This is a genomic window from Xanthomonas sp. 3498, assembly GCF_014199795.1.
Lineage (GTDB): Bacteria > Pseudomonadota > Gammaproteobacteria > Xanthomonadales > Xanthomonadaceae > Xanthomonas_A > Xanthomonas_A rydalmerensis.
This window is the reverse complement of sequence record NZ_JACHOH010000002.1, coordinates 830313-848336: the sequence shown is the minus strand read 5'-3', so window position 1 is coordinate 848336 and position 18024 is coordinate 830313. Positions and strand designations below refer to the sequence as shown.

Below are 18024 nucleotides of genomic sequence, written 5' to 3'. Positions count from 1 at the left end.
GGCATCGCCTTACTGGGTGACGAAGCTGGTGAACAGCAGTTCTTCCACGCACTTCTTGCCGGTCTCGGCGGTCATCAGCTTCTGCGCATCGGCCAGCGCCGCGGCCTGCAGCTTCTTGCGCCCGTCGATGTTGGCGATGTCCGTTGCCTGCACCTGCGAGAACAGCATCAGCAGATGCGCGCGGATCGCCGGGGCGTTCTCGGTGATCAGCTTCAGCTCTTCCGGATCGCGGGTCATCAGCTGCACTTCCAGCTGCAGGTAGTGCGGGCCGTCTTCGGCGCCGCCGTTGAGGTTGACCACGAACGCCGGGTCCATCGCGAAGTACTGTGCGGGCTTGGGAACCTCGGCAGTCTTCTCCTCGGCCTTGGCGTGGCCGCCCTCGGGCTTCTTCAGGAAGAAGAACGCGCCGGCACCGCCGCCGCCCAGCACCAGCACCGCCGCGATGACGATGATCAGCAGCTTTTTCTTCGACTTGCCGCCTTCCGGGGCGTCCTTGGCGTCTTTCTTGGATTTGTCGGGGGCTGACACAGTGCGGCGTCCTGAAGGGGGTCTGCCCCTGAGGATGCAATCGCCGTGCCGAAACCGGGCGCCGGGCGCGCCGGGTGTTTGACGGTGCCGCCGCGTGCCGCGCAGGCGTGGGCCGAGACCGTTGTGGGAGAAGGGACCCGGGGTGGGAAGGGGTTCAGCCCCGACGCTTTTCGGAGGAAAGCGTCGGGGCTGAACCCCCTCCCACAAAAGGCCTTATCCCGATCCGGTTGGCGGCAGCGCCGCCAGGATCAGGCGTAGGCGTCGAGCAGCCCGCGCTGGCGCAGCACCATCGCCGGAATCCCGACGCTGCCGGACAGGTCGTCGGCAAGCTCGCCGCCGCTGCGGCTGCCGCCCTGCGGCGTGCTCTGCGCATTGGCCTGCTGTTGCTGCGGCTGCTGCTGGCCGACGTCGGCCTGGCCGAGCTGGAAGCCGTGCTGGCCGAGCATCTCGCGCAGGCGTGGCAGGCTGTTCTCCAGGGCCTGGCGCACGTCGGCCTGGTTGCTGCTGAAGCTGGCGTTGACCTGGTCGCCGGTCATGTGCAGGCGCACCTCGACCGGGCCGAGCTCGGCCGGATTCAGCTTGATGTGGGCGTGGCCGATCTTCTGGTCGGCCAGCCAGCTGATGCGCGCGCCCAGTTCCTCGTCGAACTGGTTGCCGTGCAGGTTCGGGGTCGGCGTGGGCGAGCCGCTGAACGGCTGCGCATCGGTCAGCCGCGTGGTGGCGTGCAGCGGCGTGGCCGCCGCGGTCGGCGCGATCGCGCTGGGGTCGGCGGCGGGCGCGGCGTCGCCGCCTTCGCCGGTCTTGCCGCTGGCCGCGGCGGCGATGGCCGCCAGTGCCGCCAGCGGGGCTGCGGTCTCGGCGCCACCGGCCTTGTCGGCCGACCCGCCCTGCGCCAACAGCATCGCGCCGAAGCCGCCGGCAGCCGAGGCCGGGGCGGTGCCGGCCGTCGCGCTGGCCGTGCCGGCGGTGGCCGCATTCGGATCGGTGGCGCCCGCCGCGGTCTGCGGCAGCGCGTCGCCGCCGCCGAGCAGGGCGGCCGCGCCGTTGGCCACGGCGCCGGCGACGCCGACGGCCAGCCCGGCCGCCGCGCCCAGCGGGGTCGCCGAGGCGGCCGGCAGCACCGCCGCGCCGATCGCCGGCAACAGGCCCAGGCCGATCCCGGCCAGCCCGGCCGGCGGCCAGGCGGCCTCGTCGGGCTTGGCGTCGTCGCGCTTGTCCTCGGCCTTGCCCTTGTCCTTGCCCGAGGCCTTGGTCTCGGTGCTGCTCTTCTCGGTGTCCTGGGCGACCTTGTCGCCGGCCTGCGCGGTGCGCGCGGGATCGCTGGCGGTGTCGTCGGCGGCCGCCGGGCGCTTGTCCGCCTGGTCCTTGTCGGCCGGTTGCGCCGGCTTGGCCGTCTCGCGGGCGGCGGGCTTGGGCGCGGTGGTGCGCGCCGAGCCGCCGCTGCTGCCGCCGAGCAGCTTGGCGAAGTCCTTGTCCTTGCCGCCGCTGCGGTCCAGGCCCGGGGTGTCGTTGCCGCCGCCGATCTGGCTGGCGCGGCCGCTGCCGCCCAGCGCGGAAAGCGCGTTGTTCATCGTCCGTCTCCGTTCTCGTGTTCGTCGGCGGTGGCCGCCAGGCGCGCGCGGCGCGCGCCGAGGTCGTCCATCTCGCGCTGGCTGCGGCGGTCGTCGACCTTGCGTTCCTGCGCGCGGTAGCTGGCCGCGAGCTGTTCCAGCACCTGCTTGTCGCGACTGGCCAGCAGCAGCCGGCTGCGCTCCATCTCGACCTTCTCGCGATTGCGGTCCACGGTCTGGCACTGCTGCTGCACCGCGCTCTCCAGCCTGTCCAGGAAGGCGCGGCGGTTGGCCAGCTGCGCCAGACTGGTCGCCGCCATCTGGCTGTTGGCGTACTCGTCGGCGTAGCGGCGCAGTTCTTCCAGCCGCGACTCGTGGGTGGCCAGGGCGCGCTGGCGCTCGGCGAGATCGCGGGCGACCTCGTCTTCGTGCTGCTGAGCCCGGCGGAGCAGGGGATCGAGACGTTGCGATTGCATCATGGCTTAGTTCTCGCGGTCGACCAGCCGTTTCAGGGCGGCCTGGCTGTGGGGCAGATCTGCGGCTTTGGCGACGTCCTGTCCGAGGAATTCCATGATCTCCGGCCAGCGCTCCAGCGCTTCGTCCACCGCCGGGTCATTGCCGCGCTGGTAGGCGCCGATGGTGATCAGGTCGCGGTTGGCCGAGTAGGCCGACACCAGCCGCTTCAGCGAGCGGATGCGCAGGCGCCACGGCTCGTCGGCGATGTCCTGGACCACGCGGCTGACCGAGGACTCGACGTCGATGGCCGGGTACAGGCCGCTGTCGGCGACGCGCCGCGACAGCAGGATGTGGCCGTCGAGAATGGCGCGGGCGGCATCGGCGATCGGGTCCTGCGGGTCGTCGCCTTCGGTCAGCACGGTGTAGAAGGCGGTGATCGAGCCGCGGCCCTTGGCGCCGTTGCCGGCGCGCTCGACCAGGGCCGGCAGCTTGGCGAACACCGACGGCGGATAGCCGCGGGTGGTCGGCGGCTCGCCCACCGACAGGCCGATCTCGCGCTGGGCCTGGGCGAAGCGGGTCAGCGAGTCCATCAGCAGCAGCACGTTCAGGCCCTGGTCGCGGAACCACTCGGCGATGGCGGTGGCGCGGTAGGCGCCGTGCAGGCGCGCCAGCGGCGGGCGGTCGGCCGGGGCGGCGACGACCACGGCGCGGCGCAGGCCTTCCTCGCCCAGGGTGGTTTCGACGAAATCGCGCACTTCGCGGCCGCGTTCGCCGATCAGCCCGACCACGATCACGTCGGCGGCGGTGTAGCGGGTCATCATGCCCAGCAGGGTGGACTTGCCGACGCCGGAGCCGGCGAACAGCCCCACGCGCTGGCCGCGGCCGATCGGCAGCAGCGCGTTGATCGCGCGCACGCCGACGTCCAGCGGGGTGGTGATCGGTTCGCGCGCCAACGGGTTGATCGACACGCCGGCCATGCCCACCGAGCCTTCGGCGCGGATCGGGCCCTTGCCGTCCAGCGGCACGCCGTCCGAGTCGATGACGCGGCCGAGCAGGCCTTCGCCCACTTCCACGCCGCCGCGGCGGTGCAGCGGCACCACCCGCGCGTTGGGCAGCAGGCCGTGGGTTTCGGCGCTGGGCATCAGCGAGGTGCGGTCGCCGGAGAAGCCGACCACTTCGGCATCGACCCAGCCGCCGTCGACCTCGACCCTGCAGGTGGCGCCCATCGGCGCCTCGCAGCCGACCGCTTCCAGGGTCAGGCCGACCGCGCGGCGCAGGATGCCTTCGCGGATCAGGCCGCGGCCGGCGGCCGCGTCCAGGTCGAGCCTGCCGAGACGGCCGGCCAGGCGCAGGTTGCGCGCATCCAGCCAGTCGGCGGGGTGGGTGCCCGACAGCGCGCTCACAGGCCGGCTCCGGACTTGCGCATCACCGTCTCCAGGGCCGCGCGCAGGCGCGCTTCGAGGGTGCCGTCGATGCGCACCGATTCGGCGTGCACGCGCAGGTCGCCGCGGCTCAGGCTCAGGTCCGGCACCAGCCGGATGCCCTGGTCCATCATCGTCAGCAGCGGGGTCAGTGCGGCGATGTCGTCCGGGTGCAGGCGCACCTCGACGTCGCGGCGCGCGCCGCCGACCGCGTCCAGCGCCTCGGCCACCAGTTCCGACAGCAGCACCGGGTCGGCCTGGTAGGCGCGGCCGACCAGGCTGCCGGCGATGCGCACGGCCAGTTCGCCGAGCGCGCCGACCACTTCGTTCTCCAGCCGCGCCAGCGGCCGCGAGAAGTTGTCCAGGATGCCGTCGATCTGCGCGGTCAGCCGGCGGATCTCGGCCTGGCCCTGGGCCAGGCCCTCGGCGTGGCCGCGTTCGAAGCCTTCGTGCTGGGCCGCGGCCTCGATCGCCTGAATCTCCTCCAGGCTCGGCGGGCGCAGCACCGGCTCGTCCGGCAGCACGTCTTCGTACGGCTGCGCCGCCGACAACGGCGGGGCATCGAGTTCCGGCGCCAGCCAGCGCACCACGTTGCCGTTCATACCATGGCCTCCGCACCACCGCCGCCGAGGCTGATCACGCCCTCATCGGCCAGACGCCGCACGATCGCCAGGATCTCCTTCTGCGCGGCCTCCACGTCGGCCAGGCGCACCGGGCCGCGCGCCTCCATGTCTTCGAGCAGGATCTCGGCGGCGCGCTGGGACATGTTCTTGGTGATCTTGTCGCGCACCTTGATGTCGGCGCCGCGCAGGGCCAGGCCGAGGCGGTCGCCGCTGACCTCGCGCAGCATGGTCTGCAACCCGCGGTCGTCCAGCTCTACCAGGTTGTCGAACACGAACATCAGGTCCTGGATGCGGCTGCCCAGGTCGGCGTCGATCTTGCTGATCGCCGCCAGCACACCCTGGTCGGCGCCGCTGTCCAGGAAGTTGAGGATGTTCGCCGCGACCTTGACCCCGCCCACGTTCGAGGACTTCAGGTTCTGGTTGCCGGAGAACTGCCGCTCCATGATCTCGTTGAGTTCGTTGAGCGCGTGCGGCGGGATGCCGTCGAGGGTGGCGATGCGCATCAGCACGTCGGCGCGGGTGCGCTCGGGCAGCAGCTTCAGCGCCTCGGCGGCCTGGTCGTTGTCCAGATGCGCCATCACGATGGCGATGATCTGCGGATGCTCGTTGCGCACCAGGTCGGCGATCGCGCGCGGATCCATCCACTTCAGCGTGTCCAGGCCGGTGGTGTTGCGGCCCAGCAGGATGCGGTCGATCAGGCTGCCGGCCTTGTCGGCGCCCAGCGCCTGCACCAGCACGTTGCGGATGTAGTCGTCGGCGCCCACGCCCAGCGAGGTCTTGCTGCCCAGCTCGGCGTTGAACTCTTCCATGACCTTGTCGACCTGGTCGCGCGAGATGCCGCTCAGCGTCGCCATGGCGATGCCGATCTTCTGCACCTCCTTGGGGTCCATGTGCTTGAGCACCTCGGCCGCGTCGGCCTCGCCGAGCGACAGCAGCAGCACGGCGGCGCGCTGGGTCCCATTCATTGCATTCGCATCAGGCTTCACTGGCGACCCATCCCTTCACGACCTGCGCCACGCGCTTGGAATCTTGTTTGACCGCTTCGCGGGCCTGGCGCAACCGTTCCTCGTAGGCGTCGGGCAGGGCGATGGCGGGGTTGCCGCCGCTGCCGCCGCTGAGGCTGGCGGTGTCCTCGCCCAGCGACGGCAGCAGCGGGTTGTCGTCGTCGAGCATCGACAGCTTGGCATCGCGCGGTTCGTTGCCGTCGCGGTCGTGGCCGACCGCCGCGGCCGGCGCGGGACCGGCGATCTGGCGCAGCGCCGGGCGCAGCACGCCGAACAGCAGCGCCAGCACCACCGCCGCACCCAGCACCAGGCGCAGGCCGTTCATCACCCGCGGATCTTCCCACCAACCGGGCTTGTCTTCCGCTTCCGGTGCTGTGCGCACGAACGGTGCGTTCATCACCGAGACGGTGTCGCCACGTTCGGCATTGAAGCCCACCGCCTGCTTGACCAAGCCTTCGATGCGGGTCAGCTCGGCGGCGCTGAGCGCCTGCTCGGTCATCTTGCCCTTGGCGCCGGGACGCATCACGTGGTCCACCAGCACCGCCACCGAGACGCGCTTGATGCGCCCGGCCGGCTGCCGGGTGTGCTGCAGGGTCCGGTCCAGTTCGTAGTTGCGGGTGGCGCTCTTGGAACTCTCGGTCGGCGTCGCGGCGGCGGCTTGTTGGGTGCCGGCCGTGCCCGGTGCAGGCGGAGCGCCGGTGGCACCCGGCTGGCCCGGCGCGCTGCCCGGCGAGTTGCTGGTCGCGCCCGGCGCGCCCTGCGGGCCGCCGGTCTGGGTGCTGCTGTCGCTGACCTGCTCGCTGCGCAGCTTCGGCGGGTCGCCGTTGTACAGCTCGCGCGCTTCCTCGACCACCGAGAAGTCCATGTCCACGTTCACTTCCGGGTTGACCCGGCCGGGGCCGGTCATCGGCTCCAGCAGTTCGCGGATGCGCTGGTTGTAGGCGCTTTCCTGGCGGCGCACCTGATCGAACTGGGCGGCGTTGAGCGCGGCATCGCTGTTGGGGTCGGCGATGGTCAGCATGCGCCCGCTCTGGTCGACCACGGTGACGCGATCCGGCGCCAGGTCGGGGATGCTGGAGGCGACCATGTTGACGATCGCATCGACCTGGTTGCGTTCCAGGGTGGTGCCGCCACGCAGTTCCAGCACCACCGAGGCGCTGGCGGCCTCGCGCTGGCGGGTGAACGCGCTCGGCTTGGGAATGGCCAGGTGCACCCGCGCCTCGCGCACCGGGCGCAGGCTGGAGATGGTGCGGGCCAGTTCGGTTTCCAGGGCGTGCTGGTAGCGCGCGTTCTCCACGAACTGGCTGACCCCGAAGCCGGGATCCTTCTCCATCACCTCGAAACCCATGTTGCCGTTGTCGGTCAGGCCGGAGCCGGCCAGCTTCAGCCGTGCGTCGTACAGCTTGTCTTCCGGCACGGTGATCGCGCCGGTGGCCTGGTCGAGCTTGAACGGGATCTGCGCGGTGCGCAGCAGGTCGGTGGCCTCGGCCGTGCCTTTCTCGTCCAGGCCGGTGTACAGCGGGGTGTAGGCCGGCTTCTGCGACCAGAAGAACACGAACAGCCCGGCCGCCACCGCCACCGCGATCATCGCCATCAGGCCGATGCGGCGGGTGAGCTGCAGGCTCTGCAGGCGGTCGAACCAGGCGCCCGCCTTTTCGCTGCTGAAAGTGTCTTTGCTGATCGCAAGCGCCATCGTCTTCTACCCTTACAGCGGCATGTTCATCACGTCCTGATACGCCTGGACGAGTCGGTTGCGGACTTCCACGGTAGCGCGAAACGCCACCTGGGACTGTTGTGCGGCCAGCATCACCTTGGCCAGATCCGCGCTGGGGTCGCCCAGTTCGAAGGCCTTGGCGAGGTCGCCGGACTTCTGCTGGGCCTCGTTCACGCCGCCGATCGCGTTACGCAGGGTCTCGGTGAAGCTCGGGCCCTGCACGCCCTGGTTGCCGGTCAGGCCTTCGATCGCATTGCTGCGGCCGACATCGCCCACCCGCGTCTGCGCTGCCTGGCCGACCTGGCCCTGATAGCTGCGGATCTGCGAAAGGATGGAGCTGATGGAGTCGCTCATACGGTGAAGTCCCTGCCGGGAGACGGCTTGCCCGTATGCAATGCAAGCGGTGTGCCGAAACGGCGTTCACGTGCCGCGCGGCCTCCAAGCGGGCACGGGCGGGGGACACCGGCGGCAGGTGACGGGTTCCCGGCGCCTGCCGCGTCGCCGGCGCGGGTGGGCGCAGGCGACGTGTCGGCGGGTTGACGCTGTGCGCGTCGTCACGTTCGGACGCGGGCGCTGCGCGCCGACCTCAAGGTGGGCTGGGGGGCGACTCAGTCCGGCAGCCAGGCCGCCCGCCACTCCTGCAGATTGGCGCCTTGCAGCAGCCAGTCGCGCTGCACCGCCGCGCGCAGGGCGGCGCCGGCCGCGGCCCGGGCGTCGGCATCGGCCAGGTGTGCGCGGATCGCATTGACCCAGTCGCGGAAGCGGTTCTTGACCAGGGTCACCGGCAGCCCGCCGTCGCGGTAGGGCGGCAGGTCGCTGGCCACCACCGGATAGCCGCAGGCGCCGTACTCGAGCAGGCGCAGGTTGCTCTTGCAGCGGTTGAACAGGTTGTCTTCCAGCGGCGCCAGCGCCAGGTCCAGGCCCAGCGCGGCCAGCGCCTGCGGATAGCGGGCGAAGTCCACCCCCGCGTGCACCTCGTGCACGTGCCGGCGCAGCCGCTCCGGGCACATCCCCATGAACACCCAATGGACCTCGCCGGCCAGCGCCTGCACCACGTCGGCGATCAGTTCCAGGTCGCCGGTGTGGCTGAGTCCGCCGGCCCAGCCGACCCGCGGCTTGGCCGAGTCGGACGCCGCCGGCGTCGCCAGCGCGCCCCACAGCTGCGGCTCCAGCCGGTTGCGGACCACGCGGATGTCGCCGTGCAGGCCGGCCAGCGCCTCGGCCAGGTCCGGCGTGGAGACGGTGACGCGGTCCACCAGCGTGGCGGCACGCCGCAGCGAACGCAGTACGTCCTTGGGCATCTGCTCGCGATGCGCGCTCTTCAGCGGCAGATTGGGCAGGTAGTCGTCCAGTTCGTAGACCATGAAGGCACCGCAGAAACGGCGCATGCGCTCCATCCGCACCAGTTCCGCATCGCCGACGCGGCGCTGCAGCACTACCGCGTCGGCGCCGATGCGCTGCAGTTCCACCGGGTCGAGCAGGCGCGCGTAGTACAGGCCGTCGATCTGCGCCGCCGCGGCCAGCGCCTGCAACGGCTGGATGACCCGGTACTGACCACTGCCGAAGGTGTCGCCCGGATGGGCAAGGATCCGCGGCAGCGGCTTCCATGACAGCGGCTGCCAGGAGAACTCGGATTCGCCCAACTGGAAGCCGCCGGGCTGCTCCAGGCCCAGGCTGGGCGAATAGGCCGGATCGTACGCCAGCGCCGGCAGCCAGCGCTGCAGCAGGGCCTCGTCGGCCGCCTCGCTGCGCGTGGCCGGGGCCGGCTGCAACAGCAGCGCCTGTGGCGTCCACACCGTCCAGGCGCCCGCCGCCGCGGCGCGCAAGCACAGGTCCACGTCGGCGCCGCCCTTGGCGAAGCCGGCCGCGTCGAATCCGGACAGGTGTTCGAACAGCGCCCGCCGCACCAGCAGGCAATGCGCCGACACCGCGCTGTAGCGATGCGCCACCTGCAGCCGGCCCATGTAGCCGGGCTGCGCCATCGCCTCGCCGGCAAAGGCGTGGCCGGCGCCGGCCAGCACGCCCGGCAGCAGACCGGCGTGGGTGATCCGGCTGTCGGCGGACACACCCTTGGCGCCGACGATGCCGACCTCCGGCCGCTGCGCGTGGTTCATCAGCGCGTGCAGCCAGCTGTCCTGCACCGCGGCGCTGTCGGCGTCCAGGAACAACAGGTACTCGCCCTGCGCCTGGGTCGCGGCGAGGTTGTGCGCCTCGGCCTGCGAGACCCGCTGCTCCAGCTCGAACACGCGGATGCGGCCGTTGCCCAGCTCGGCCACCGCCTGCATCCACGCAGTGATCTCCGGCGCCTGGCTGGCGTTGTCCACCAGCAGCAGTTCGTAGGCGGGGTAGGCGGTCTGTTCGAGCAGGCTGACCACCGCGCGCTGCAGCGCCGGCAGGTTGTCCTGTGCCAGCAGCACGAGCGAGACCGGCGGCTGCGCGGGGTGGCCGTAGTCGATGCGGAACAGGCCGCCCGGCAGCGGTTCGACCGCGGCATGTGGATAGCCGCGGGCCTGCAGGTGCGCGGCGATCGCACGCTGGCGCGCCGGGCCGCCGGCCTCGGCGCTGACCGGCGCGGCGACCAGCAGCGGCTCGGGCAGGTGCACGATGCCGTCGCCGCCGTCGCGCAGGAACAGGCGCAGGATCAGCTCGAATTCGCTGGCGCCGTCGTAGGCCGGGTCGAAGCCGCCCAGCGCCTGCACCGCGGCACGGCGGAACACCCAGTGGCTGGCCATTGCCAGCGGATTGCCCAGCAGTAGGTCCAGGTCCGGGTCCGGCCGCAGCAGCGGCGCCAGGGTGTCCGCATCCACCGCCAGCCATTCATCCGCGTACAGCGCGTTGCACTGCGGCTGTTGCGCCAGTTCCAGCAGCAGCCGCAGCAGGCCGCCTGCATAGAAACGGCTGCCCGCGGCCACGCGCAGGCACCAGTCGCTATCCGGTGATGCATCCAGCGCTGCGGCCAGCGCCGCCGCATCGGCCTCGGCCGGCAGCGACGGCAGGCTCCGGACCCGCGGGTCCGGCCACGCTGCGATGGGCGCATCGCCCAGCACCAGCGCCTGCACCTGTGCGAACGCCGCACCCTCCAGTAACAGGCTGTCCAGGGTCGCCGCCAGTGCGGCGTGGTCGGCGCCGCTTGCGTCGACCAGGACGGCCAGCCGCGGCGCGCTGCCCAGGGCGACCATGCGCGCGTCGAGCAGGTCGCGTTGCGCCGGCGTCACCATCCGCCGCGCCTGCCAGTCGTGCAGGGCGCTTTGCACGCAGACGCGCGCGTAGGCGTCCTGGATCGCCTGCAGCAGGTCCACCGGCGTACTCGGACCACCGGCCAGCGGCGTCACCGTGACCTGGCGAACGTCGCCATCGCCGCGGTACCAGCCCATCGCGCGCACGCCCTGGCGGAAGTTGGCATGACCCTGATCGCCGATGCCGGGCTGGTCGCGGCCGACCTGGCTGTATTGCTCCTCCGACACCCGGAAGCGGGTCAGCGGCCGCGCCAGCAGTGCCAGATGGCCGCGATGCAGCAGCTTGGCGTACAGCGCCAGATCGCCGACCCAGTTGATCACCTTGCCGGCCAGCGTCATCAACTCGTCGCCGATCTCCAGCAGGTCGCTGCGCCGGCACAGCACGCAGCTGGGCTCGCCGACGAAGTTGATGGTGTGGTCGGCCAGGAACGACAGCAGCTCCGGCCCGTCCAGCAGCACGTCGCCCGCGAACGGAAAGGCAGTGGCGGGGATGTCCTCCAGCGGCGCGCCGTGGCTGTCGATCCGCTGCCGGCGCGAGGACGCCAGCAGGACGTCGGGCGCGGACTGCATCGCCGCGACCAGCGCGGCCACGCAATCCGGCGCCAGCACGTCGTCGTCGTGCAGGAACTTCACGTACTCGCCCTGGGCCAGGGCGATGCCGCGCGCGGTGCTGCCGAGTTCGCCGTAGCGCTCCGGATTGCGTTGGTAGCGGATCGGGAACGGGGCACCGGCCGCACGGCGTTCCACCACCTCGGCGATCGCCTCGGTCGGGTTGTCGTCGCAGATGACCAGTTCCAGCGCCGGATAGGTCTGGGCCAGCACGCTGTCGAGCGCCTGCTCGAAGTAGCGGAGCTTGTAGGTCGGCATGACCACGCTGACCAGGGACGGGTGAGGCATGAACGATGGACCGTGTCGGGAATGGGAGCGGAGCGCACGCTGCGCCCGATCCATCTCAGATGCAACAAGCATGCCGGTCCTGCCCGTGCCGTCGCCTGCGAGCAGGCGGCGCTTTAGGAGCGAAGTTGGGTCTGGAGGCGAAGAAGAAGGTGGCGCAGCAGGCGCGGCTGCGCCTCACTCCACGTAGAGCACGCTGTCGAAGTAGTACATGGCGTAGTGGCGCAGTCGTAGTTTGGCACCCGGCATGATGCGGTCGAGTTCGGCGACGATGTCCAGCAGGTCGAGCGCATGGTGGTAGCAGGTGATGGCCATGCGCGGCCGGCAGCGCCCGATCAGCGCCGCGCCGCCCCGCAGCACCTTGGCCTCGGCGCCTTCCACATCCATCTTCAAGACGCTGACGTGCTCGATCAGGTCGTCCAGGCGCACGCAGTCCACGCGTGCTGAGCCGCTTCCATCGAGTCGGCTGCCCATGGTGCCTTGGGCATCGAACGCCAGGGTGCCGGCCACGTCGGCGACTGCGGCGTTGTACAGCGTCGTGCGGCCGTCATCGTCTGTCAGCCCTTGCTGCAGGGCGGCGAAGTTCTCCGGATCCGGCTCGAAGGCATGGATGGTGGCATAGCGGTGGCGCGATGCCGCGCGGAACTTCTTGACCGTGTCGCCGCGATAGGCGCCAATGTCCACATAGTGTTCGTCTGCGCCGATCCGCAGCGGATGCTCCAGAGCCGAATACACCGAGTAATACTCCTGCTCCATCGGGCACAGGACATCCAGCAGCGGCCGCCTGTCGCCGTCCATGCGCATCTGCAGTAGCGCGTCCAGGGTACGCATGCTCAATGCGTCGGCGAAGCGGCCACGCACGGCATCGAACTGCGCGGCGTGCGCAAGCGTCTGTTCCCGTGTCACCTGTCCGCTCTGATACACCAGTGGAATATCCAGCGCGTACATCAACTGCGGCAGATCGACGCGGCGACCGCTGCCCAGCCGCTGCAGTTGATCGAAGTGCAGCCACGCGGTTGGCATGTACGCACAGTTGATCGTGGGTAACCCGGCCAGATCCGGATCGCGCAAGAAGGTCGCTGTCGGACGCACGTCATCGAAGCCCGCATCGGTGATGCGGCGTTCGTGAAACACATCGTCCAGCGCAACGACGCGGATGCCGGGGACGCGCTCGACCAACAGAGCGGCGGCGCGGGCCGCGTAGAGCCCGCCGAGACTGGAACTGGGCGCCAGGAAGATTGCGCCGCCGGCGCGCTTGCAAGCATCAATCAGGTCCGCTTCGCGCTGAAGCGCGGCCAGAGGGTCGGTCATGGATTCACTCGAAAGGAGCGCGCCCTGCGGGCACGGGTGTTGGAAAATAGGCTTGGCTGCGCATCGCCTCATAGCGCGATCGGGTCGCGCCGCGAACACAGCAGATGCCCGATCCTAGCGGAGCGGGGGATGCTTACACCCGTGCATGCATCCCAGCTTGTGCAGAGGCGTTTGGGTTTGCGCCGTGCTGAATCGGACTTGCGAACTGCTGCCACACCGTTGGTGCGATGCGGCATGAATCGGATCGTGATACGTGTCGTCGCGTGCTGCGCGGCGTTGGGATCAACGCAGGATGCGGGCGCCGCCAGGCATCAGGGCGTCGTAGAAACAGCGGTCGGCCAGCACGTCCGGCACGGTGCCGGGCAGCAGCCATTCGCAGTGTCGGCCGATCTTCGCGCCGCTGCGGGTCATGCTGCCGCCGCCCAGCGTGCTGCCCTGACCGATCTGCGTGCCGCGGCCGAGGTGCACGCCGGCATGCAGGGTGACGCAGGCGCCGACGCGCACGTCGTGTTCGACGATCACTTGGCGGTCCAGCCAGCCGCCGGCGCCGATGCTGCTGCCAGCGGCCAGGTTGCAACCGGGGCCGACATGCACGTTGCCGAGCAGGCGCACGCCGTCATCGATGTGCGATTGCGGCCACACAAGATCGATGCTGCCATAGCCGGCCAGGCGCACGTCGGCCAGCAGCTTGTGCCGCGACTGGTTGACCGCGCGTTCGTCCATGGCGACGAACACGTCGGTCGCGGCGGGCTGATGGCTGGCGTGCAGGGCGCCCAGGTCGAAGTTGTAGCGGTCCGGCGATTCCAGGGCGATGCCCACGTACGCCAGGCCGCAGGCTTGCGCGGTACGTTGTGCCTGCTCCAGCGCATGGCCCTGGCCGATCAGCACCAGCGTCTTCATGCCGGTTGCTCCAGCACGTTGGCGCGGTACCACAGGTGCTGGCGCACCAGCTCGGTCTCGTAGTCGCCGTGCATGAAGGCACGCGAGTGCGGACCGAAGCCGGCCTGCAGGCGTTCCAGCACCGCCGTGTCCTCGGCGATCACCTGGTGCTCGATGCGCATCAGCGTACTCAGCAGGGCGGTGAAATCGGTCCGCTCGCTTCGGCGCCGGGCGGTCGCCACCCACAGGTGGTAGTCGGTCTCGTGCGGCGAGACCGGATCGTACTGCTGCAGTACGAAGGAGTCGCCACGCACGCTGTAGAAGTTCACGTTCGGATACAGGAACCAGTTGTAGAACGCCGAGTCCTCACCGTAGCGCTCGCAAAGCGGTCGGTACCAGTGATCCTGCACCGCGATCTCGGCCTTGGCCGGGAAGCTCAGCGCGTCCAGCGGAACGGGCTCGCCGCCTTGCAGCAGTTGTTCCACCGCCGAGGGTACCTCGACGGACCGCTCGACATGCGCCGAGGGCTTTGGCGCTGCCGTCATCAGCGGGTTGAAGGTCTTGGGATGGATGAACGGAATATGGTTGTAATCCTTCACGTTCTCCATGTTGAGTTTCCAGTTGTAGCGCACGCGGTGGCAGCTGTAGATCAACTGCGAATCCACGTGCGATGCCGCCGCGCGCAGATCCTCCAGGAACGCGGGCGCAAACTGCTCCTCCAGCGGCAGCGGTTGCTCGGCCATGTTCACGAACAGCAGTTCGCCGACCTGCTGCAGATGCAGCTTGGTCAAGCAGATGTTGGCCTTCTCCTCTGCGGTGAACTGGTACAGGCCGGAATTGGGCAGCCCACGCAACTCGCCCTCGGCACCGAACGACCACGCGTGGTATGGGCACACCAGCGGCCGCTTGCCGTGCGACTCGGTCTGGATCGCCGACTGCCGGTGCGGGCACTGGTTGAGGAAAGCGCGGATGCCGGCCTCAGTGCGCTGCACCAGCACCGGCACCCCGGCCACCTGGCGCGCGAAGAACTGGTTGCGCTCGCGTACCATGGAGGCGAAGCCGACGAAGATCCACAATTTGCCGAACAGCCGCTGCTGTTCCAGGCGCAGGCTGTGCGGGCTGATGTAGTGCTCGGCGTCGAGGGCGTGGCGGGTCATGCGGAACGGCGTCCTGGGTGCGGGGTCAACGGCTGAAGATGGTACGCGCCGGGTTCCCGGCGACGGTGACGTTGGGCGGCACGTCCTTGACCACCACGCTGCCGGCGCCGATCACCGCGCCGTCGCCGATCGCGACGCCGGGCAGCACGGTGGCGTGCGGATGGATGACCACGTCATGGCCGATGCGCGCGCCGCCGCCGACGAACACGAAGTTACCGATCTGCACGTAGTCGCCGATCACCACGTCGTGGCCGACGATGGTGGTGGCGAGGATGGTGACGAACTCGCCGATGCGGCTGTCGGCACCGATCGACACGCCGACCTCGAACAGGCTGCCGCGCCCGATCGGCGTCTCCGAGGCTTCGCGCAGGCGCGGGCGCAGCACCATGAAGTCGGCGCCGCGCGCCAGCAGTGGTTGGCTGTAGCGGCGGCGCGCGGCCGGGTCGCCGAGCGCGCAGACGAACAGGTCGCCGGGCACCGGCTGGTAGGTGTCCGGGTCGCCCAGCAGCGGCCAGCGCAGGCCGGACGCCAATGCGCTGCGGCTGTCCAGGAAGCCCTTGATGTCCCAGGCCTGGCCGTAGCCCGGATCGTCGTTGTACGCCATCGCCGCGATGCCGCGGCCGAAGCCGCCGGCCCCGACGATCAGCACGTGTTGCGGGGGCGCATCGCTCATGCGAACTCCACGCCGCCGTCCATGCTGAAGGCCTGGCCGGTGACTTTACTGCTGGCGTCGGAGAGGAAGTACAGGCAAGCCATGGCCACGTCCTCGGGGTCGCCGATGCCCAGCGGGTAGCGCTTGCGGCTCTCCTCGAACCAGGCCTTGTCTTCGTTGATCAGGGTGGTCTCGACCAGGCCCGGGCACAGCGCGTTGGCGCGGATCTGGCGCCTCGCCAGTTCCAGCGCCAGCGGCCGCAGCATGCCGATCAGCGCCGCCTTGGAGCCGGCGTAAGGCCCGACGCCGACGGTGCCGGTCAGCGCGGCGATCGAAGCGAGGAACACGATGGAGCCGCCGGGGCGCAGCGCCTGGCGCGCGAGCAGATGGCGGGTCAGCATCGTCGGCGCGACGTAGTTGATCGTCATCACGTCGGTGAGGAAACGCTCGCTGACCAGTTTCATCGGCGACAGGCCGCGGATGCCGGCGCTGTGCACCACGCCGTCCAGCGGCCCGCTTTCGGTGGCCAGGCGTTGCACGGTGGCGGCGTCGCACAGGTCGCCGGCGAACAGACGATGGCCGTCGCCCGGCAAGGCGTCGAGCAAGGCCTGCAGCCGCGGCAGGTCGCGGCCGGCGACGAGCAGGCGCGCGCCGGCGCCGGCACAGGCCTTGGCCACCGCCTCGCCGATGCCCTTGGAGGCGCCGGTCACCAGAATCGTCTTGCCATGCACGCCGTACAACGTTTGCGACAGAGCGGCCGGCGTTTCCGCAACGGACATGGGGGTCTCCAGGCTCATAGGCGGATCGGCAGGGAGAGCCCACCGTCGATGGTCAGGGTGCTGCGGGTGATCCAGCGGCTCGCGTCGGACAGCAGGTAGGCGGCGCCATTGGCGACATCGGCCGGGTCGATGCGGCCCAGCGGGGTCAGGGCGATCTTGTCGTCCATGTCCGCGGTGCTGCCCAGCCTACTCAGCATCGGCGTGTCGACGTAGCCGGGGGCGATGCAATTGGCGCGGATACGGTGCCGGGCCTGTTCCAGCGCGAAGGAGCGCACCGCGGCCTCCAGTGCCGCCTTGGACCCGGCGTAGCCGGCGCTGGCCTGCGGCGCGGCGCGCGCGGTCAGCGCCGAGACGTAGACCAGCGAGGCGCCCTCGTGCAGCCGGCGCTTGGCCAGCAACTGCTGGGTGAGGATGACCGGTGCCAGGTAGTTCACCGACAGCATCTGCTGCAGGTGCTTCTCGGCGGCCATCCGGAACGGCACCAGCGCGGCGATGCCGGCGCACGAGGCCAGGCCGTGGTAGCGCTCGGCCGCCTCGAGTAGGGCCGTGCGGGTTGCTTCTTCGGTAAGGTCGCCGATGACGCTGCGGTGGCCTTCGCCAGGGAGCGTTTCGGCGACCGCCTGCAAGCGTTCCGCATCGCGCCCGTTGAGCACCAGCGTCGCGCCCAGGCGCGCGCACAGCGCGGCCACGGCCGCACCAATGCCCGAGGAGGCACCGGTCACCAGGATGGTCTTGCCCTGCAGCCCGAAGGCATCGGTCGTTGCAGAGAACGCCATCGTCAGGACTCGATCAGGTCGGGGAACACCGCGCCGTCGATGTCGACCAGGCAGGTGCCCCAGGACAGACCGATGCCGAAGCCGCACAGCAGCACGCGCTTGCGGCCTTCTTCCAGTTGCTTGTTGATCCGCGCGGTCATGGTGACCGGTAGCGAGGCGCCGCTGGTGTTGCCGAAATCGTGCAGGGTGGAGGGCACCTTTTCCGGCGGCAGGCCGAGCTTCTTGCGGATGGTCTCGTTGATCATCCGGTTGGCCTGGTGGAACACGAAGTAGTCGATCTCGTCCTTGGACACGCCGCTGTAGTCGAGCAGCTTCTGCACCGCCGGCGGCACCCGCTGGGTGGAGAAGCTCAGCACCGCCACACCGTCCAGTTGCAGGTCCACGCCGCGGTGCCAGTGGTCTTTCTCGTCGGCGCGGTAGGGGATCAGGTGCTGCACCCCGACCGGTTCGCGGTGGCCGCCGACCGGCAGGATGATCGCGCGGTAGCCGCTGCCGTCGCTGTTGAGGTCGAAGTGCATCGGCGCGGCGTCGGCGCTGAATTCCAGCGCGGTGGCGGTGCCGGAATCGGAGAAGATCGGGTCGTCGAAGGTGGCGCTGCGGTCGCCCACCAGCAGCAGGCCCTTCTTGACGCCGCCGGCGGCGATCATCGAGCCGAGCAGGTTGATGCCGAACGGGTAGGCCGAGCAGCCCAGGTTGACGTCGAAGGCCACCGTGGCGTGCGACAGCCCGAGGCGGTCCTGCAGGATGATCGCGGTCGCCGGGATCGGGTAGTCCGGCGACTGGGTGACCACGATCAATGCATCGACCTCCTCGCGCTGCCATTGCAGGCGCTCCAGCAGCACCTGCGCCGCGTCGAAGGCCAGGTCGGAAAAGCACTGCCAGTCCGCGGCCATGCGCCGGGTATGGATGCCGATGTTGCGCACCAGCCGCTCGCGCTCGGAGCGGATCTGCGGCCGGCAATCGGTGAGGTTGGAGACGACGCGCCTGGGCACGCAGGTCGCCATGCCGGCAAAGCGTACGTTGCGCAGCGTGGAGGTCGGCATG

The 18024-nt window shown here is 70.2% G+C and carries 16 protein-coding genes; all 16 read right to left on the bottom strand.

What is annotated here, in order from left to right; genetic code table 11:
• Positions 1-9: 9 nt before the first annotated feature.
• The 16 genes from GGR66_RS08800 to GGR66_RS08725 all read right to left on the bottom strand — a co-directional run bounded on the left by GGR66_RS08800 (position 10) and on the right by GGR66_RS08725 (position 18023).
• A complete protein-coding gene (locus GGR66_RS08800) occupies positions 10-528 on the bottom strand; it encodes a flagellar basal body-associated FliL family protein (RefSeq protein WP_160967555.1) in 519 nt (172 codons plus the stop codon).
• Positions 529-776: 248 nt separating this feature from the next.
• Entirely contained in the window at positions 777-2099 is a 1323-nt protein-coding gene (locus GGR66_RS08795; protein ID WP_184447975.1) for a flagellar hook-length control protein FliK, read from the bottom strand.
• Positions 2096-2557: a flagellar export protein FliJ gene (fliJ, locus tag GGR66_RS08790; RefSeq protein WP_167087715.1), complete on the bottom strand. Its 462-nt coding sequence runs from the start codon at positions 2555-2557 to the stop codon at positions 2096-2098. The genes GGR66_RS08795 and fliJ overlap by 4 nt, the downstream gene beginning before the upstream one ends.
• A gap of 3 nt (positions 2558-2560) precedes the next feature.
• Entirely contained in the window at positions 2561-3937 is a 1377-nt protein-coding gene (locus GGR66_RS08785; protein ID WP_160967549.1) for a FliI/YscN family ATPase, read from the bottom strand.
• Positions 3934-4557, bottom strand: a complete 624-nt coding sequence (locus GGR66_RS08780; RefSeq protein WP_184447974.1) for a FliH/SctL family protein — start codon at positions 4555-4557, stop codon at positions 3934-3936. The genes GGR66_RS08785 and GGR66_RS08780 overlap by 4 nt, the downstream gene beginning before the upstream one ends.
• On the bottom strand, positions 4554-5543 hold the full coding sequence (fliG, locus tag GGR66_RS08775) for a flagellar motor switch protein FliG (RefSeq protein ID WP_160958722.1): 990 nt from the start codon (positions 5541-5543) through the stop codon (positions 4554-4556). The genes GGR66_RS08780 and fliG overlap by 4 nt, the downstream gene beginning before the upstream one ends.
• Positions 5544-5553: 10 nt before the next feature.
• Positions 5554-7275, bottom strand: a complete 1722-nt coding sequence (gene fliF / locus GGR66_RS08770; protein WP_184447973.1) for a flagellar basal-body MS-ring/collar protein FliF — start codon at positions 7273-7275, stop codon at positions 5554-5556.
• Positions 7276-7287: 12 nt separating this feature from the next.
• The gene (fliE, locus tag GGR66_RS08765) at positions 7288-7650 is read right to left on the bottom strand and encodes a flagellar hook-basal body complex protein FliE (RefSeq protein WP_019797186.1); all 363 of its coding nucleotides are present in this window, start codon (positions 7648-7650) and stop codon (positions 7288-7290) included.
• A 254-nt stretch (positions 7651-7904) separates the two neighbouring features.
• Positions 7905-11429 (bottom strand): glycosyltransferase, encoded by a 3525-nt coding sequence (locus GGR66_RS08760; protein WP_221236375.1) that lies wholly within the window; start codon positions 11427-11429, stop codon positions 7905-7907.
• Positions 11430-11603: 174 nt separating this feature from the next.
• On the bottom strand, positions 11604-12809 hold the full coding sequence (locus GGR66_RS08755) for an FkbM family methyltransferase (RefSeq protein WP_255421629.1): 1206 nt from the start codon (positions 12807-12809) through the stop codon (positions 11604-11606).
• Between the two features lie 210 nt (positions 12810-13019).
• Positions 13020-13637, bottom strand: coding sequence for an acetyltransferase (locus GGR66_RS08750; RefSeq protein WP_184447972.1), 618 nt, complete (start codon positions 13635-13637; stop codon positions 13020-13022).
• A complete protein-coding gene (locus tag GGR66_RS08745) occupies positions 13634-14773 on the bottom strand; it encodes an aromatic ring-hydroxylating dioxygenase subunit alpha (RefSeq protein WP_184447971.1) in 1140 nt (379 codons plus the stop codon). The genes GGR66_RS08750 and GGR66_RS08745 overlap by 4 nt, the downstream gene beginning before the upstream one ends.
• A gap of 25 nt (positions 14774-14798) precedes the next feature.
• Positions 14799-15446, bottom strand: coding sequence for a NeuD/PglB/VioB family sugar acetyltransferase (locus tag GGR66_RS08740; RefSeq protein ID WP_184447970.1), 648 nt, complete (start codon positions 15444-15446; stop codon positions 14799-14801).
• On the bottom strand, positions 15443-16204 hold the full coding sequence (locus GGR66_RS08735) for an SDR family oxidoreductase (RefSeq protein ID WP_184447969.1): 762 nt from the start codon (positions 16202-16204) through the stop codon (positions 15443-15445). Before GGR66_RS08735 ends, GGR66_RS08740 begins: the two co-directional genes overlap by 4 nt.
• A gap of 14 nt (positions 16205-16218) precedes the next feature.
• Complete coding sequence (locus tag GGR66_RS08730) at positions 16219-16980, bottom strand: SDR family oxidoreductase (RefSeq protein ID WP_184447968.1); 762 nt, start codon at positions 16978-16980, stop codon at positions 16219-16221.
• A gap of 2 nt (positions 16981-16982) precedes the next feature.
• Positions 16983-18023 carry a ketoacyl-ACP synthase III gene (locus tag GGR66_RS08725; protein WP_184447967.1) on the bottom strand — a complete coding sequence of 347 codons (1041 nt, stop codon included), beginning with the start codon at positions 18021-18023 and terminating at the stop codon, positions 16983-16985.
• Position 18024: the final 1 nt, after the last annotated feature.

Bases quoted from the DNA above. Each gene is read 5' to 3' on its own strand.
- GGR66_RS08795 (WP_184447975.1), bottom strand. From the start codon at position 2,099: ATGAACAACGCGCTTTCCGCGCTGGGCGGCAGCGGCCGCGCCAGCCAG.
- fliJ (WP_167087715.1), bottom strand. From the start codon at position 2,557: ATGATGCAATCGCAACGTCTCGATCCCCTGCTCCGCCGGGCTCAGCAG.
- GGR66_RS08780 (WP_184447974.1), bottom strand. From the start codon at position 4,557: ATGAACGGCAACGTGGTGCGCTGGCTGGCGCCGGAACTCGATGCCCCG.
- fliG (WP_160958722.1), bottom strand. From the start codon at position 5,543: ATGAATGGGACCCAGCGCGCCGCCGTGCTGCTGCTGTCGCTCGGCGAG.
- fliF (WP_184447973.1), bottom strand. From the start codon at position 7,275: ATGGCGCTTGCGATCAGCAAAGACACTTTCAGCAGCGAAAAGGCGGGC.
- fliE (WP_019797186.1), bottom strand. From the start codon at position 7,650: ATGAGCGACTCCATCAGCTCCATCCTTTCGCAGATCCGCAGCTATCAG.
- GGR66_RS08760 (WP_221236375.1), bottom strand. From the start codon at position 11,429: ATGCCTCACCCGTCCCTGGTCAGCGTGGTCATGCCGACCTACAAGCTC.
- GGR66_RS08755 (WP_255421629.1), bottom strand. From the start codon at position 12,809: ATGAGGCGATGCGCAGCCAAGCCTATTTTCCAACACCCGTGCCCGCAG.
- GGR66_RS08750 (WP_184447972.1), bottom strand. From the start codon at position 13,637: ATGAAGACGCTGGTGCTGATCGGCCAGGGCCATGCGCTGGAGCAGGCA.
- GGR66_RS08745 (WP_184447971.1), bottom strand. From the start codon at position 14,773: ATGACCCGCCACGCCCTCGACGCCGAGCACTACATCAGCCCGCACAGC.
- GGR66_RS08740 (WP_184447970.1), bottom strand. From the start codon at position 15,446: ATGAGCGATGCGCCCCCGCAACACGTGCTGATCGTCGGGGCCGGCGGC.
- GGR66_RS08735 (WP_184447969.1), bottom strand. From the start codon at position 16,204: ATGTCCGTTGCGGAAACGCCGGCCGCTCTGTCGCAAACGTTGTACGGC.
- GGR66_RS08730 (WP_184447968.1), bottom strand. From the start codon at position 16,980: ATGGCGTTCTCTGCAACGACCGATGCCTTCGGGCTGCAGGGCAAGACC.
- GGR66_RS08725 (WP_184447967.1), bottom strand. From the start codon at position 18,023: ATGCCGACCTCCACGCTGCGCAACGTACGCTTTGCCGGCATGGCGACC.